Origin of the sequence: Sunxiuqinia indica, assembly GCF_009847015.1 — a bacterium.
GTDB lineage: Bacteria > Bacteroidota > Bacteroidia > Bacteroidales > Prolixibacteraceae > Sunxiuqinia > Sunxiuqinia indica.
This window is the reverse complement of record NZ_WVEM01000002.1, coordinates 1-15,733: the sequence shown is the minus strand read 5'-3', so window position 1 is coordinate 15,733 and position 15,733 is coordinate 1. Positions and strand designations below refer to the sequence as shown.

The following is a 15,733-nucleotide window of genomic DNA, read 5'->3' as shown; positions in this document are numbered from 1 at the left end:
CTAGGTACGCCAAAACCAGTGTGTAAACAAGGTGAGCACCGGAAAGATTTCAAGCCGCCCAATCAACATGGTAAATGTGAGCAAATATTTGGATGGATCAGTGAGCATGCTGAAGTTCGATGCCGGCCCTACTTTACCAAATCCGGGGCCAATTCCCCCCATCGTCGTTACAATTGAACCAAACGAGGTTCCCCAGTCGTTTCCAATGCCAATCATGGTTATTGTGCCTACTACAACGATACCGTAATACAGCAGGATGAAGTTTGATACTGCGCCAACTTGCTTGGGAGAAAGGGTGCGGTTGTTGTATTTTACATGGCATACCGCATTGGGTGAAATGGTTTGCTTGATGCTTTTTTTGATAACCTGCCAATTGATATAATGGCGGATGACTTTTACTCCACCTCCGGTTGATCCGGCGCAAGCACCTACCAACATCAGTAAAACAATCATCAGAATACCCTGTGTGGGCCAAAGCAGATAATCGTCAGTGGCAAAGCCGGTTGCCGTAATTACCGAGATCACTTGAAAATAAGAATCGCGGAACGCTTTTTCAAACGGAATTTCATTCGAAAAGAACAGGATGAGTGTTAATACCGCTCCAACGGCAAAGACCATTTTCAGGTAAAACCAGAGCTCGTTGTTTTGAAGAGCCTTTTTATATTTACCACTGGCAATTAAAACATGCAGGACAAAATTAATTCCGGACAAAAGCATAAAGACCGCAATAACATACTGAATGTACGGCGAGTAGTCGGAAATTGAGGTATTCTTCGTTGAGAATCCGCCAGTGGCAACCGTGGCAAACGAATGACAAATACTGTCGAAAAGATTCATACCTCCCAGGGTCAATAAAACAGTCTCGAGAGCCGTGAGTCCGACATAAATCATCCAGATGCTTCGGGCAACATACCTGATTTTAGTTGAAAACTTCTCTTCAACAACAACCGACGCTTCCAGGTTAAAAAGCTGACCTCCATACATTTTCAGTAAAGGCATAATGGCAACTACCAGCACAATAATCCCCATTCCTCCTATCCAGTGCGTTTCACTGCGCCAAAAGAGCATGCTTCGTGGCAGGGCTTCAATATCGTTTAAAATAGATGAACCTGTGGTTGTGAAACCCGACATGCTCTCAAACCAGGCATCAGCAAAGGAAGGAATCGTGTGAGTGTACAGATAAGGCAAACTCCCGAAGAAAGCTAAAAAGATCCATCCAAATGTAACAATGACGAGTCCTTCACGAACGCCGGGTTCGCCAAACCTGCTATTCCAGCTAACGAAATAGAGGAGACCACCTGCCCCAAATGTTGTCAGTACAGCGTAAAGTACTCGCATCAGTTCCGGTTCATGATCGTACCATGAAATGAGCAGCGAAAGGATCATAAATAGCCCTTCGAAAAGAAGAATAATTGAAATGATATGAATAACAAGAAGTATATTGATGTTACTTCTCTTTTGAAAATTCATGATAAGTTACAATTGAAAATGAATAAAAAAATACGAGCTGGAGAAGCTGTTGATTTTATCCGTTTATTGGAGGAGATAAGTTGCCGATTTCGCGCAGCCATCTGGAGTAGCGCAGGCAAATTCGAATTGTGTGTAACTTGTATTTCGAATGTTGTGGATCGAACGGGATTGCAGAATAACTTAACTTCCCCTGAAAATCCAGACGGTCAATTTCGCCGTCTTCTTCTTCATTTTCAATCCACTGGAAACAAGTTTGAATATCCCCAATCAGCATATCATCCAGGCAAATTGATTGGTCTTTCGAGTCCAAAGAATATGCGTTCAATAGTTCTCCCGTCGATGAGAACAGCGCAGGAAATAAGACAAATACGGAGAATATTGTAACAAGTAATTTCAAACCACTCTGCATTTTTCTAATAAATCACGCAGCAAAGCTACCGATAAAACAAAGATGGAGATCAACCCGCCGTGCAATTATTCATCGATCATTTCAAAATTAAGGCTTGATTAATATTCAGGGGCTCAATTGAAGGAATTCGCTAAATTGATTAATTTATCCATGCATTATTTGCCATGTTTTAATAAATATGTTAGTTTAAAAAAAGAATGGTTTTTGATTGAGAAAACTAGTTATTTTTACAGCGTTAAGCTTTAGAATAAAACAGTTATTTATGAAACGAACTTGTAAACAACTCAGCCGCAGAGAAAGGTGATTGTATGCGAGTTCAATATGATGTCATAAAAAATAAACAAGTATAACCGTATGAAGATATTTAAATTTGGTGGAGCCTCAGTCAGCTCAACAGAGGCTATCAAAAACGCCACTTCAATCATCGATTTATTTCCTGATAAAAAAGTTATTGTTGTTTCAGCAATGGGGAAAACAACCAATGAACTTGAGGAGTTGGTTAAAAGCTATTTCAACAGAGCGAGTAACATGGAGTTAATTTTGGAGCGCATCAGGAATTATCATGCCGGTATTACCACCGGACTTGGATTGACTGATGCTGACTTGGTTCAGGTTGAAGTGTTGTTTGCAGATCTGAAAAAGCGCCTGAGCATGAATCCATCGTTAAACTTCGACTACGAGTATGATCAGGTGGTTTGCTATGGCGAGCTGATTTCAACGGCCATCATCTCTGCCTACTTAAACAAGCAGGGATTAAAAAGCCAATGGATGGATATCCGCCAAAGTTTGCGAACGGATGAAACGCATCGCGAGGCAATTGTTGATTGGAAATGGTCGGAGATGTTGATCAATAACAGCTTTAATTTTCGCGATACCGATTTGTATGTCACGCAGGGATTTATAGGTTCAACCAATACCAATCAAACGACCACACTGGGTCGGGAGGGTTCTGATTTCACTGCTGCAATTTTGGGTAACCTGCTAAATGCAGAGAGTGTCACCATCTGGAAAAATGTCCCCGGTGTATTGAATGGTGATCCGGTTGATTTTGAAGACACGGTAAAACTGGAAGAGCTTTCGTACCGGGAAGCAATAGAGTTGGCCTATTCCGGAGCCAAAGTGATTCATCCGAAAACGATCAAACCCTTGCGCAACAAAAAAATTCCGCTGCTGGTTCGACCATTCGATTTTCCTGACCAGGCTGGAACCATGATTCATGATGTGGATCACCAGCTGGATTTGGTCCCGATTTTTATACTGAAGAAAAATCAGGCACTGGTTACCATTTCGCCTTCCGACTTTTCATTTATTGGTATTGATCAGTTATCTGGGGTTTTTAGTCTGTTTAAAAAGCGCCGCATCAAGGTAAACCTGATACAGCAATCGGCAATCGACCTTTCGTTGTGTATTGATGAGCCTGAGGTAGGTTTGGAAACCTTGGTTGTTGAATTACGAAAAAAGTTTGATGTGCTATACAATACCGGCTTGATTTTGGCAACCATCCGCTTTTATGATGAAGATGCGCTGATTAAAATGAAAAATAACCGCCAATTGTTTTTGGAACAAAAAAGCCGTCGAACAGCCCGTTTGGTTCTGAAATAAAGAACCGGGTCGCCCTTCGAAACGGTATTTCCCATTATGGGTTGTTGCAATAATATTATTTTGTTTGTAGCAAACATGTATTTTATTGTAAATTTAAACATCCCAAAAAACGATCGGTTTCGAGCAAAAATCAACAACATGGTAAAAAGTAAAAAGAACAAACGACTTCCATTTCTGATCATCTTATTTATAGTCCTGATCATCATAGTATTAATTGTTGCTAAAAATAAAGGATGGATTGGTAAAGACTTTGAGATAAAGGTAACTACAGAAAAAGTTGAAAGTAAAACCATTGTTGAGCTGATTACTGCAAACGGGAAAGTACAGCCGGAAACAGAAGTGAAAATTAGTCCCGATGTTTCGGGTGAGATTATTCAGATGGATGTTGAGGAGGGTGATGAAATCCGGAAAGGACAGTTGTTGGTCATCATTAAGCCCGATATGTATATTCAGGCGTTGAATCGTGCCGAGGCCAGCCTGAATTCATCAAAGGCGCGCTTGGCTCAGGCCGAAGCTCAGCTCATTGAAAAGGAACTTTCTTTTGATCGATCCAAAACCTTATTCGGACAAGAGGCTATTCCAAAGTCGGAATTTGAGTCAGCTCAAGCTGCCCATAAAATTGCTCAGGCCGAGGTTCGTGCGGCTGAATTTTCAGTAAAATCTGCTGAAGCATCGGTAGCTGAGGCTAAAGAGCAGTTGGTAAAAACCAAAATTTATTCGCCGATGGATGGAACCATTTCCCGGTTAAACGTTGAGCAGGGCGAACGGGTTGTTGGAACCAACATGTACGCCGGAACCGAAATGATGGTGATTGCCAACCTCAATAAAATGGAAGTGAAGGTAGAGGTTAACGAAAACGATATTGTGAAGGTAGTAAAGGGAGATACAGCCTTGGTTGAGGTTGACGCATATTTAAACCGGAAATTTAAAGGCGTTGTTACTGAAATTGCCAATTCGGCCAACACGGTCGGAACGTCTAACGATCAGGTGACCAATTTCAACGTGAAGGTACTTTTGTTGCAAGAGTCGTATGCTGATTTAATCGACAGCACGTCAATGAATGTCTATCCCTTTCGCCCAGGTATGTCAGCTACCGTCGATATTCAGACGGAGACCCGCAGAGGGGTAATCGCCATCCCCATTCAAGCCGTAACAACCCGGGTTGTCGAAAGTGAAAAACCGGGAGAAAACGCCGAGGAGGAAAAAGAAGAAATTGTTTTTCTTTTGAAGGATGGTTTGGCTCGTAAGCAAGTTGTTGAAACCGGTATTCAGGATAATATGGATATCGAAATCTTGAACGGTGTTAATGATGGAGACGAAGTAATAACCGGGCCTTATAATATTGTCAGCCGAACCTTAAAAGATAGCGCGATGGTACAGTCGGTTGATGAAAAGGAACTGTTTGAAGCAAAAGAATAATTCTGCATAAAAAAACTCAGCCCGATTTTAAGAGCACAGCAAGAAAGTATTGTATTTTTAGTTGATCTCCGCCCTTTTCTGTAAAAGGATGCGGTTGAATACGATTATCTCCAATCACTTTCGACTTCCATTGGAAACAACGGAATTTTCATAAAAAAACTTTCCAGAAGAGTTTGAATAACAAAACCAGATAAAAAACAAAGGCCTTCCCGTAATGAGAAAGCCTTCATTTTTTTATTGATTGGTTGAATCGGTTATCCGCATTTGGAAGAACCGCAGTCAGGGCAGGTTAAACACCCTTCCTGATAAATAACGTTATTTGATCCACATTCGCCACAAACAGTGCCTTCGGCAACCGTTCCGTTTGGTATGTATTTTTTCAACGCGCGCGCAACACCGGCTTTCCAGCTGTTAATGGTGTCGTTGTCCAGTTGCAGGCTGGTTACCGTGTCTACTACTTTATGAATTGACATGCCGTGACGCAGAATTCCGGAAATCAACTTCGCATAATTCCAGAACACCGGATTGAATTTGTACGACAATCCTTCAATGGTGGTTTTATAGCCACGTTTGTTGGTGTATTGGAAATCGTAACGTGAGTTTCCTGCTTCATCGCGGCTTTTGATGATTTTACCTTTGGTTACCGAGCGAGGTAATAAAATACCATCTTCATCATCCTGTAGCCCGGTGAAAATTTCGTATGGAAGATCGCCTACCAAGCCAATAAATGCCACCCACTTGTCTTTGTTGTTTTGGAAGCGCACCACATCAGCTTCAAGTTCGTCAGGCCGATTGGTTGGGAAAGAGGAGAATTTTGCCTTTTTCTTATCTTCTTTTTTATTTGAAATCAGAACACCTGAGCGAGATCCGTCACGATAAACGGTAACTCCTTTACATCCGCTTTTCCATGCTTCGAAGTAAAGTTTTCCAACCAACTCTTCTTCAGCATCAGCTGGTAAATTGATGGTTACACTAATCGAATGGTCAACCCATTTTTGAATACGACCTTGCATGTGTACTTTACGCATCCAGTCAACATCGTTTGACGTGGCTTTGTAATAAGGTGATTTAGCGACCAATTCGTCCAACTCTTCTTGCTCGTATTTCTTGGTTGTATCGTAACCATTGGCTTTCATCCAAGTCACAAATTTGTGATGAAAGACAATGTACTCTTCCCAACTGTCGCCCACTTCGTCAACAAAATCTACACGGACTTCTTTATCATTTGGATTTACTTTACGACGACGTTTATAGACAGGCATAAACACCGGCTCAATTCCAGAGGTTGTTTGTGTCATCAAGCTGGTTGTTCCTGTTGGTGCAATCGTCAGTAGGGCAATGTTGCGTCGCCCATATTTTACCATGTCCGCGTAAAGTGCTTCATCTTGTTCCCGAATGCGCTGAATCATGGGGTTGTTCTTTTCACGCTCACTGTCGTAAATTGAAAATGAGCCTCTTTCCTTGGCAATATTAACCGATGATCGGTAAGCTTCAACAGCCAGTGTCTTGTGAATTTCTTCACTAAAATCAGTGGCGTCTTCAGTTCCGTAGCGCAATCCTAAAGAGGCAAGCATGTCGCCTTCTGCCGTAATACCAACTCCGGTACGACGTCCTTCCTTCGCTTTTTTCTGAATTTTCTCCCAAAGTTTGAGCTCAATGTATTTGATTTCTTCGGCTTCGGGATCGGCTTTGATTTTTTCAATAATACCGTCAATTTTCTCCAGCTCCAAATCAATAATGTCGTCCATCATTCGCTGAGCATAGCCAACATGTTCTTTAAACTTTTCGAAGTTGAATTTCGCCTCTGGAGTAAATGGGTTTTCTACATACGAATAAAGATTGATTGCCAATAAACGACAGCTGTCGTATGGGCAAAGAGGAATTTCGCCACATGGGTTTGTCGAAACCGTTTTGTAGCCTAAATCGGCATAACAATCAGGAACTGATTCGCGCGTAATGGTATCCCAGAAGAGAATACCCGGCTCGGCAGATTTCCAGGCGTTGTGTACAATCTTTTTCCAGATTTGGTTCGCATTGGTTTCCTTTACAAACACCGGATTTTCAGATTCGATTGGATATTGCTGGCTGTAAAGTTCTCCACTTTCGATCGACTGCATAAAGTCGTCGTGAATTTTTACCGATACATTTGCTCCGGTAACTTTCCCTTGCTCCAACTTGGCATCAATAAAACTTTCAGAGTCGGGATGTTTAACAGAAACAGAAAGCATCAACGCACCACGACGACCATCCTGAGCGACTTCTCGTGTTGAGTTTGAATAGCGCTCCATAAACGGAACGATACCGGTAGAAGTTAAGGCTGAGTTTTTTACGGGGGAACCTTTTGGCCGAATGTGTGATAAATCGTGTCCAACGCCGCCACGTCGTTTCATCAGCTGTACTTGTTCCTGATCAATTTTCAGGATACCGCCATAAGAGTCTGAGTCGCCCTCATTTCCAACAACAAAGCAATTGGAAAGAGAAGCAATCTGATAGTCGTTACCGATTCCCGTCATTGGACCACCTTGGGGAACGATATGTTTAAAATCTTTCAGAAGCTCGTAAACCTGTTTTTCAGACATTGGGTTTTCATACTTCTTTTCGATTCTGGCAATTTCCTTTGCCAGGCGCATATGCATTTCATCTGGATTCTTTTCATAGATATTACCGAAAGAATCTTTCAACGCATATTTGTTAATCCATACCCGGGCTGCTAAATCATCTCCGTTGAAATAATTTAATGTTGCCTGGTACGCTTCCTCTTGGGAAAAAATTTTCTTGCCCGTTTTGGGCTCAACTGCCACATTTTTGAAAGCCATACACCAAAAATTAAAATACTGTTTTTGTTAACTGATTGTAAACTTGATTACAAGTTAAATCCCTTTACGCTGTTTTTGCTCCATGCAATATAACATTGAAATGAAGAAAATGGAATACTATTTATTTGATCGGGCTTTAAAGTTATCAACCAAAATGTGTTAGTTGTTTGAAAATCAATATTTAATGTTTTTGATAATTAAGAAAAGTTTACCAAAACGGAAGACGAATGTAAAAAGGGGAGCTAAAAGTTATCCAAATGTAAACGATTGGCATTCAAAACAACATGGTACGATTTGACTTGAAAATGGTTTCAAAAATTAATATATGTTGAAAACTTTTTCCAGAACCACTTGTGTCGCTCCCAGGTTTTTATTCATAAACACCTGGCACTTTTTTGCAATTTCCTGACGCAATTTTTCATCTTTTAGCAGTTGATTTAAAAGCTGGGTTAGCTCGCCCGATTCTTTTATTGGGAACGCTGCTCCAACCTTTTTCAGATTGACGGCTTCCTGAAATTTCAGGTAATTGGGTCCAAAAATTACCGGAATGTTGTAAATGGCGGCCTCTAGCGTATTGTGAATGCCTACTCCAAACCCTCCGCCAATGTAGGCAATATCAGCATAACGATAAATGCTGGACAGGATTCCAATGGTATCAATTATCAGAATGCGCACTTTGCCCATATCCTGTTCTCCGGCCTGCGTGTATCGGATAGCATCTTCAGGGCACAGCTCCAATAGTCTTTTGATGTTACTTTCTCTGACTTCGTGGGGGGCAAAAATAATTTTTGTATCGTGGTCTTGTTTGAGGAATTCGATCAAGAGTTCTTCGTCGGGCGCCCAGCTGCTCCCGGCAACAATTAGTTTCTGTTGGTTTTTGAATTTCTCGATTAGTGGAAGCGTTTTGCTGTTCGACGCGATTTCTGCAACCCGGTCGAATCGGGTATCTCCGGTAATTGTGTAATTTTTTATCCCAACACCGGCAAGCAGTTTTGCGGAGGCCTCGGTTTGCACAAAGAAATGACTGATCTTTTTCAGTGTTTTCCGATACCACTTCGCCCCGATACCATCTTTAAAAAAAAGCTGTTCTTTGCGAAAAATGGCCGAAACCAAATAAAGTGGAATATGGTGTTGGGAGAGAAGCCGAATGTAGTTGTACCAAAACTCATATTTAATAAAGAATACCTTTTCGGGCTTCACCATCTGAATGAACCTGCGGGCATTTTTAGGTGTGTCTATCGGGAGGTAGCAGATGTAGTCAGCCTGTTCATAATTCTTTCTTATTTCGTATCCGCTGGGCGAAAAAAAGCTCAGTAATACCTGGTAGTTGGGCTGCTGTTTTTTGATTTGCTCAATTAATGGCCGCCCCTGTTCAAATTCACCCAGCGAAGCACAGTGAACCCAGATGATGGGTTTGCTGTGATCGAGCCTTTCGTTTAGGTATGGGAAAGTCGCTTTTTGACCGTCAAGGAGCAAGCGGGCTTTTTCGTTGAACAAGGCTGAAACCCTCACGGCCAGTAAATAAAAACGTATACCAAGATGATACAGAAAATCCATAGTTTGGCTGACTTAATTCGGTAGCAAAAGTAGTGAAATGTTTATGTTTTGAATTGCTTAAGCTTGACTTTGCAAATACCCGACATCTTTTTTCAGGTTTGGCTCAAACGAGGCTTCAACGGCAAGTTCATCGCACCGCTCGTTTTCTGGGATATTGGCATGTCCCTTTACCCACTTAAAGCTGACTTGGTGTAGCTGATAAACTTTCAGGAAGCGAGTCCACAAATCGACATTCTTCTTGCCCTTGAAACGCTTTTTCACCCAGCTCCACAGCCACTTTTTCTCGACTGCATCCACCACATATTTGGAGTCGGAGTAAATGGTCACCTGGCAATTGGAAAATTTTAAAGCTTCCAGCGCTACAATTACGGCTAGTAGCTCCATCCGGTTGTTGGTTGTCAATTCAAAGCCTTCCGAAATTTCTTTGCGATGCTGTCCGGCCAGCATCACTACTCCGTAACCGCCCGGCCCGGGGTTACCTCTGGCCGCACCATCAGTGTATATTGTAACGCGTGGTGAGTTTGTCATGATTCAATTATTTGGGGCAAATATACAAATAGAAAAGGGTGACCCTACTTTCCGGTCACCCTCAATTGATATGGTATTAAACTTTTTATTGAATGATGGTCATTTCTTCGATCAGGTTGGTGGCACCGGCAAACTTGTCGATTGTCCAAAGCACAAAGCGAATGTCAACATTAATACATTTCTGGAGCTCCGGCTCAAAAGCCAGATCGCCGCTCATGGCCTCCCAGTTTCCATCAAAGGCGACACCAATCAGCTCTCCGCGGGCATTCATCACCGGGCTTCCTGAGTTGCCTCCGGTGATATCGTTGTTCGTGATAAAGCAGGTATGCAGTGTCCCATCCTCATCGGCATAGCGTCCATAATCCCCGGCATAGTATAGCTCTTTCAGTTTCTCTGGAACATCGAATTCATTATCACCCGGGATTTCCTTTTCAATATACCCCTTCAAAGTGGTGTAGTAACTGTATTGAACTCCGTCGCGAGGCACATAATCGCCAACGGTTCCATAGCTTAAACGCATGGTTGAATTGGCATCCGGGTAAAACTTTTTGTCCTTGTACATCTCCATCAATCCGGCAACAAACAAGCGTCTTCCGGTCAACAGGCCATCTGCGGTCATGTTCATCTTCGCCCCGATGATGGACATGATGTCAAACACTTCCAACGAAGCCTGAAAAGCGTCGTCCTTTTTTAATGTTTTGAGCTTCGGGTTGTCCAGAAACTCTTCCAGCTCGCTTCGGTCGGCAAAAATGGTTTTGTCAAACATATCAGAAGCAAATTCCTGATAATCGCCTTTATATTTCGAATGAATTTTATCGAGGAACGGAGGCCGGTATGCCGGAATCACATTGTTATCGTATACCTTCAGTAACTCAGCAGTAATTCTCTCATCGGTTTTGGCATCATAATCCTTGTAAAACTCATCGAGCTCCGAGCGGATTTGCTGCACGCTTGCTTCGATCCGGTCTGTTTTGTCGCTCTTAAGGGCTTGGAAAAGCCCTTTGGCTCCATAGCTGAAGAAAAAGATCTCCGGACCTCGAACCATGGTTTCCACCAGGTATTCATAGGCTTTTTCGTCTCGTGTATCTTTGTAGCTTTCTTCAATCAAATCCAGGGCTTTGCCATATTTAGCCTGGCGTTCGTCGTTGGCATTTACCCAGTTTGTGAATTCTTTTTCAATCGCCTGTTTATTCTCAATAACATCTAAGGCTTTCAAGCCTTTGTTTTGCCCAATGCTGTACTTATAGTAGTTCGAGCTGCGGGCATATTTTGATGCATATTGAATAGTTGCTTTCTGACTGGTGTTCATGTAACCATTCAAAATCTCCAGCTTTTCGCCACGGGCATCAATACGAGCCTGGTTGGTTCCCTCCATGGTGTATTGAACACCAAATGAAGATTTGTAACGATTGGTGCTTCCCGGATAGCCCATCACCATGGCGAAATCGCCTTCTTCATATCCTTTCAATGAAATCTTCAGGTGTTTTTTGGGTTGATAGGGAATATTGTCTTCCGAATAGCTGGCCGGCTTTCCATCTGGTCCGCAGTATACTCTAAACATACTGAAGTCGCCCGTATGGCGAGGCCACATCCAGTTGTCGGTGTCGCCACCAAACTTGCCGATCGATTTTGGTGGAGCTCCGACCAGGCGGACGTCGCGAAAAGTTTCGTAAACAAATAAATAGTATCGGTTTCCTTTAAACAGCGCCTGAACTTTTGCATCATAGTGGGTGTCTTCAATGGCATCTTTCTGGATGGTGAACGAATTCTTCTGGATTTGTGCATTGCGCTCATCAAAGTTCATATCGTCGGTTACATCCACAAGAACCGAATCAGTTACATCTTCAACCCGAACTAAAAAAGAAGCTGTTTTACCGGGGTTGGGCAGCTCTTCTTCCTTTGTTTTCGCCCAAAAGCCATCGCGCAGGTAATCGTGTTCAACCGAGCTGTGCTCCTGTATTTCTCCAAATCCGCAATGATGATTGGTTAGCAAGAGCCCCTCAGCAGAGATAATCTCTCCGGTGCAGGAACCACGATCCAAGGCAACAACGGCATCTTTTAAACTTGATTGATTGATTGAATAAATATCTTCAGCACTTAATTCCAATCCCATCTTTTGCATCTCGCCAATGTTCAGTTTCTGAATAAGCGATGGCAACCACATTCCTTCGTCGGCTATTGCTGCATGCTGAAAGAGCAGGCAAAGGCCAAGAAGTACAACATTAATCCTCTTCATTCGATATCAGTTAATTCAAAATTTTAAGTCCACAAATAGAAGGTCACAAAGATACAGTTCTGTTTTTTACAGCAAATGTTTTTTTACAGTCCATGTGATTTTTATTCAAGCAATAGGTTGTCCAAAGGCCGTTTTCATTACATAAACGCGGCTATTTTTATTGACTTGAAATTAGCCTGACCACAACCAGCCGAATTGAGTGGTTCCCGATGGCCCTTAAATTTCAGGTGGTCGCTTGATTTTCGCCGGGTGTAAATTTCTCTATCTTTGCAGTGATTTTTTTTGAACTGAATATTCGAAGCAATCGGAATATTGCTTGACAACATTGAAATAATAAACGAATGAATGCCAAAAAAGTAAGGGTGCGCTTTGCCCCAAGTCCAACCGGTCCTCTTCATATGGGAGGTGTCCGAACAGCTTTATTTAATTACTTATTTGCGAAAAAGCATGGTGGCGATTTTTTGCTGCGGATTGAAGATACCGATCAAACCCGCTATGTGCCGGGCGCCGAAGATTATATTTTAGAAGCCCTGCAATGGTGTGGGTTAAATCCGGTGGAAGGCCCGGGAATTGGAGGCGAGTTTGGCCCCTATCGCCAGAGCGAGCGAAAAGCCATGTACCGCCAATATGCAGAACAATTGGTAGAAAGCGGACATGCTTATTATGCCTTTGATACGCCGGAAGAGTTGAACCAACTGCGGACAGCAGCCGAGGCTAAAAAGGAGGTTTTTTCGTACGACTTGCATACACGCGGCCAGCTGAACAATTCCCTGACGCTATCAGCCGAAAAAGTGCAGCAGCAGATTGCTTCGGGAGAACCATACATCATTCGGTTTAAAATGCCCGAAAATACAGATGTTGTTGAAAAAGACCTGATTCGTGGTGAGGTTAAATTCAATACCAACCAGCTGGACGATAAAGTGCTGTTTAAAGCCGATGGCATGCCGACTTATCATTTGGCGAACGTAGTCGACGACCATTTGATGCAGATTAGTCATGTGATTCGTGGTGAAGAGTGGTTGCCTTCGATGCCCTTACATATTCTGCTGTACGAAGCATTTGGCTGGGATGAGAATCGTCCTCAGTTTGCACACTTGCCATTAATTCTGAAACCTACCGGAAAAGGGAAATTGAGCAAGCGCGATGGCGACAAAATGGGGTTCCCGGTATTTCCTTTGCAATGGACCGATCCGAAGTCGGGTGATGTTGCACGTGGGTACCGCGAGGATGGCTATTTCCCTGAGGCCTTTGTGAATTTGCTGGCCTTACTGGGTTGGAATGCCGGAACGGAGCAGGAGTTTTTCAGCATGGACGAATTGATTCAGGATTTTAGCCTGGAGCGGGTGGTGAAAGCCGGTGCTCGTTTTGATCCGGAGAAAGCCAAATGGTTCAACCGCCATTATTTTCAGCAAAAAGAGGATACGCAATTGGCTGAAGCATTCAAACCGATATTGAAAGAAAAAGGCGTTGACGTGCCGGATGAAACTATTTTAAAAGTGGTTGGCCTGGTAAAGGAGCGTTGTGAATTTGTTGCCGACTTGTGGGAGCAGGGAAACTACTTTTTTGTAGCTCCGGAAAGCTATGACGAGAAAACGGTGAAGAAAAAATGGAAGGCCGACACGCCCGAGAAGTTGCAGGAAATTATTCAGCTTTTTAAAGGCGTTGAAGTATGGGAAGCCGCTTCAATTAAAGAGGAGTTCTCTAACTTTATGAACGATAAAGGCTGGGGATTTGGTATGGTGATGGTGCCTGTTCGATTGGCTTTAGTAGGCACCAGTGCCGGAGCCGACCTGTTTGATATTTGCGAAATTATTGGACAAAACGAAACCATTCAGCGAATTGAGCGAGCTATTGAAACGCTCTGAAATCGGCTGTTTGAATGTCGGGAAGAAAATAAAACCCGGGATGGCGATCCCGGGTTTTGATGATCGAAAAGTTCAATTATGCACTTTTCACTTTTAGCAACTCTTTACGCTTTTCACTCCATTCATGACAAGCAGCATACGTTGCTTCGGCATAAGCCGGGATCTCTTCAAAATCAGTTAGCAAACGATCTTCAATTAAGTCGTGAAGATCGCTGGCTTTTTGGCTGGCCCGAAACTTCAGTTTGTTGACCAGCTTTTCCAGTTCGGCAATTTCCTCGGGACTCATAGGCATTGGTTTTACTTTTCGTCGGAACTAATCGTTTTTATCGATGCTATTTTATTCCAGTCGTAGTAGGTGTTGCATATTTTTCCGTCGGTCGATTCCGACACCCAAACCACAGACTCTTCCAGAAAAATGGTCGCGTTCTCATAAATCACGCCTTCATTAATCTGTAGTTTGACTCCTTTTCGTTGCTTGCGCGACAATGTACCGTGTAAAGGCATGGTGGCATATTCCAATACCTTTTCCCAAGTCTGTTTCAATTCCATATCAATCAATTTTTGGCAGTTTACAATCGATCGTTGCATACCAAAAATGATGCAAAAAGAGTAAGTTGCTGAAAACGAGCTGGCCGATTTCTATAATCGCACGAAAATGTAGGATATCAAAGACAAAATCGACAAAAATGTGGGAATCGATAAACCGACTTGCAGGACAAAATGGATAAAGGATGTGTCTTGTATTTGTTCTGACTCCCCCTTCAGATGATTGCTGCTATCTTCACCCTCTTGGTTCTTTATTCTTGGATCTAAAGTCTAATATCTTGTTCTCCTTGCTTGCGTTGAGGCGTTGCCCCAAACCCCAAATACTTTTTTGTCCTGATACCAAAAAGTATTCAAAAAAGATCAAGTCAAAGTTGTCTTTCCAGACGGGACCTGATTTTTGTCTTGACACAAAAACCAGGAAAAAAAGTCAAGGCTGACGATGCTTTTGAACGAAACGAACATGAAATTTAATCTGCGATATTTCACAAACAAGCATGATTAAATTTCATCGGGAGTTCCATACGTTACCATTGAAAATAAAAAATATAAACGGATGAAAACTACGGGTCAGTCACTTCCCGAAAACCAAACTCCTCCTTGCAGTCGTCAAACAAGGTTTTCTTAGCGAGTGCCATCGCTGTTTCCCTCCCTTGTTTTCCAGTTCAAAACCCTCGTAGGCCGGGCTTTTCGCCTGCCGGCGAAGCGGGGGACTTAAATGTCCCAATGGAAGACTCGTCTTCCTGAACTCGTTTCAGGATCTTTCAGCGGATTGCTCCAATATTGACCGAAACAGATTGCTGCTATCTTCACCGTCCTGGTTCTTGGTTCTTTATTCTTGGATCTAAAATCTAATATCTTGTTCTCCTTGCTTGTGTTGAGGCGTTGCCCCAAACCCCAAATACTTTTTTGTCCTGATACCAAAAAGTATTCAAAAAAAATCAAGTCAAAGTTATCCTTCCACGCGCGTCAGGATTTTTTCTTTCCGGCGCACTACCCGGGATACCCGCCAAAAATTCTTCCCTCCACCACCGGCCCGGGCTACTTTGACGGGCCATCGCCTTTTCGCCTGTCGGCGAAGCGGGGGACTTAAATGTCCCAATGGAAGACTCGTCTTCCTGAACTCGTTTCAGGATCTTTCAGCGGATTGCTCCAATATTGACCGAATGTAATCAGCAACTTTAAAGTGTCAAATTTTCGCAAATGAGAAGTACCAATTTTGGATAAAAAAACCTTCATCTTCAAGGTAAGCAAACCATAAAAAAGATGAAGGCATATAAACACCTAA

11 protein-coding genes are annotated in these 15,733 nt (G+C 42.7%); 3 read left to right on the top strand and 8 right to left on the bottom strand.

Features of this window, described 5'->3' with window-relative positions:
• Window positions 1–1,470, bottom strand: coding sequence for a TrkH family potassium uptake protein (locus tag GR929_RS03350; RefSeq protein WP_159517521.1), 1,470 nt, complete (start codon window positions 1,468–1,470; stop codon window positions 1–3).
• Between the two features lie 55 nt (window positions 1,471–1,525).
• On the bottom strand, window positions 1,526–1,867 hold the full coding sequence (locus GR929_RS03345; RefSeq protein WP_159517520.1) for a hypothetical protein: 342 nt from the start codon (window positions 1,865–1,867) through the stop codon (window positions 1,526–1,528).
• A gap of 366 nt (window positions 1,868–2,233) precedes the next feature.
• Here GR929_RS03345 and GR929_RS03340 point away from each other — a divergent pair, with 366 nt between their 5' ends.
• Together GR929_RS03340 and GR929_RS03335 are read left to right on the top strand one after the other, a co-directional pair.
• The gene (locus GR929_RS03340; protein WP_159517519.1) at window positions 2,234–3,481 is read left to right on the top strand and encodes an aspartate kinase; all 1,248 of its coding nucleotides are present in this window, start codon (window positions 2,234–2,236) and stop codon (window positions 3,479–3,481) included.
• A gap of 138 nt (window positions 3,482–3,619) precedes the next feature.
• The gene (locus tag GR929_RS03335; protein ID WP_159517518.1) at window positions 3,620–4,900 is read left to right on the top strand and encodes an efflux RND transporter periplasmic adaptor subunit; all 1,281 of its coding nucleotides are present in this window, start codon (window positions 3,620–3,622) and stop codon (window positions 4,898–4,900) included.
• Window positions 4,901–5,154: 254 nt separating this feature from the next.
• Here GR929_RS03335 and GR929_RS03330 read toward each other — a convergent pair whose 3' ends face one another.
• The 4 genes from GR929_RS03330 to GR929_RS03315 form a co-directional block, all read right to left on the bottom strand.
• Window positions 5,155–7,716 (bottom strand): adenosylcobalamin-dependent ribonucleoside-diphosphate reductase, encoded by a 2,562-nt coding sequence (locus GR929_RS03330; RefSeq protein ID WP_159517517.1) that lies wholly within the window; start codon window positions 7,714–7,716, stop codon window positions 5,155–5,157.
• 318 nt (window positions 7,717–8,034) lie between these two features.
• Window positions 8,035–9,273: a 3-deoxy-D-manno-octulosonic acid transferase gene (locus GR929_RS03325; protein ID WP_201300891.1), complete on the bottom strand. Its 1,239-nt coding sequence runs from the start codon at window positions 9,271–9,273 to the stop codon at window positions 8,035–8,037.
• Between the two features lie 57 nt (window positions 9,274–9,330).
• Window positions 9,331–9,801 carry a ribonuclease HI gene (gene rnhA, locus GR929_RS03320; RefSeq protein WP_159517516.1) on the bottom strand — a complete coding sequence of 157 codons (471 nt, stop codon included), beginning with the start codon at window positions 9,799–9,801 and terminating at the stop codon, window positions 9,331–9,333.
• A gap of 85 nt (window positions 9,802–9,886) precedes the next feature.
• The gene (locus GR929_RS03315) at window positions 9,887–12,037 is read right to left on the bottom strand and encodes a S46 family peptidase (protein ID WP_159517515.1); all 2,151 of its coding nucleotides are present in this window, start codon (window positions 12,035–12,037) and stop codon (window positions 9,887–9,889) included.
• Window positions 12,038–12,378: 341 nt separating this feature from the next.
• On the opposite strand from GR929_RS03315, the gene gltX reads away from it, so the two are divergent.
• Window positions 12,379–13,902 (top strand): glutamate--tRNA ligase, encoded by a 1,524-nt coding sequence (gltX, locus tag GR929_RS03310; RefSeq protein WP_159517514.1) that lies wholly within the window; start codon window positions 12,379–12,381, stop codon window positions 13,900–13,902.
• 76 nt (window positions 13,903–13,978) lie between these two features.
• Here the strand turns inward: gltX and GR929_RS03305 are convergent, their stop codons facing one another.
• Both GR929_RS03305 and GR929_RS03300 read right to left on the bottom strand, forming a co-directional pair.
• Window positions 13,979–14,194, bottom strand: a complete 216-nt coding sequence (locus GR929_RS03305; RefSeq protein ID WP_201300890.1) for a CCE_0567 family metalloprotein — start codon at window positions 14,192–14,194, stop codon at window positions 13,979–13,981.
• Window positions 14,195–14,199: 5 nt separating this feature from the next.
• Entirely contained in the window at window positions 14,200–14,451 is a 252-nt protein-coding gene (locus GR929_RS03300) for a hypothetical protein (protein WP_159517513.1), read from the bottom strand.
• Between the last annotated feature and the right edge of the window lie 1,282 nt (window positions 14,452–15,733).

What these genes read in the sequence shown, in the direction of transcription:
- GR929_RS03305 (WP_201300890.1), bottom strand. Translation starts at nt 14,194, where the DNA reads ATGCCTATGAGTCCCGAGGAAATTGCCGAACTGGAAAAGCTGGTCAAC.
- GR929_RS03315 (WP_159517515.1), bottom strand. Translation starts at nt 12,037, where the DNA reads ATGAAGAGGATTAATGTTGTACTTCTTGGCCTTTGCCTGCTCTTTCAG.
- GR929_RS03325 (WP_201300891.1), bottom strand. Translation starts at nt 9,273, where the DNA reads ATGGATTTTCTGTATCATCTTGGTATACGTTTTTATTTACTGGCCGTG.
- GR929_RS03350 (WP_159517521.1), bottom strand. Translation starts at nt 1,470, where the DNA reads ATGAATTTTCAAAAGAGAAGTAACATCAATATACTTCTTGTTATTCAT.
- GR929_RS03300 (WP_159517513.1), bottom strand. Translation starts at nt 14,451, where the DNA reads ATGGAATTGAAACAGACTTGGGAAAAGGTATTGGAATATGCCACCATG.
- GR929_RS03340 (WP_159517519.1), top strand. Translation starts at nt 2,234, where the DNA reads ATGAAGATATTTAAATTTGGTGGAGCCTCAGTCAGCTCAACAGAGGCT.
- gltX (WP_159517514.1), top strand. Translation starts at nt 12,379, where the DNA reads ATGAATGCCAAAAAAGTAAGGGTGCGCTTTGCCCCAAGTCCAACCGGT.
- GR929_RS03335 (WP_159517518.1), top strand. Translation starts at nt 3,620, where the DNA reads ATGGTAAAAAGTAAAAAGAACAAACGACTTCCATTTCTGATCATCTTA.
- GR929_RS03330 (WP_159517517.1), bottom strand. Translation starts at nt 7,716, where the DNA reads ATGGCTTTCAAAAATGTGGCAGTTGAGCCCAAAACGGGCAAGAAAATT.
- rnhA (WP_159517516.1), bottom strand. Translation starts at nt 9,801, where the DNA reads ATGACAAACTCACCACGCGTTACAATATACACTGATGGTGCGGCCAGA.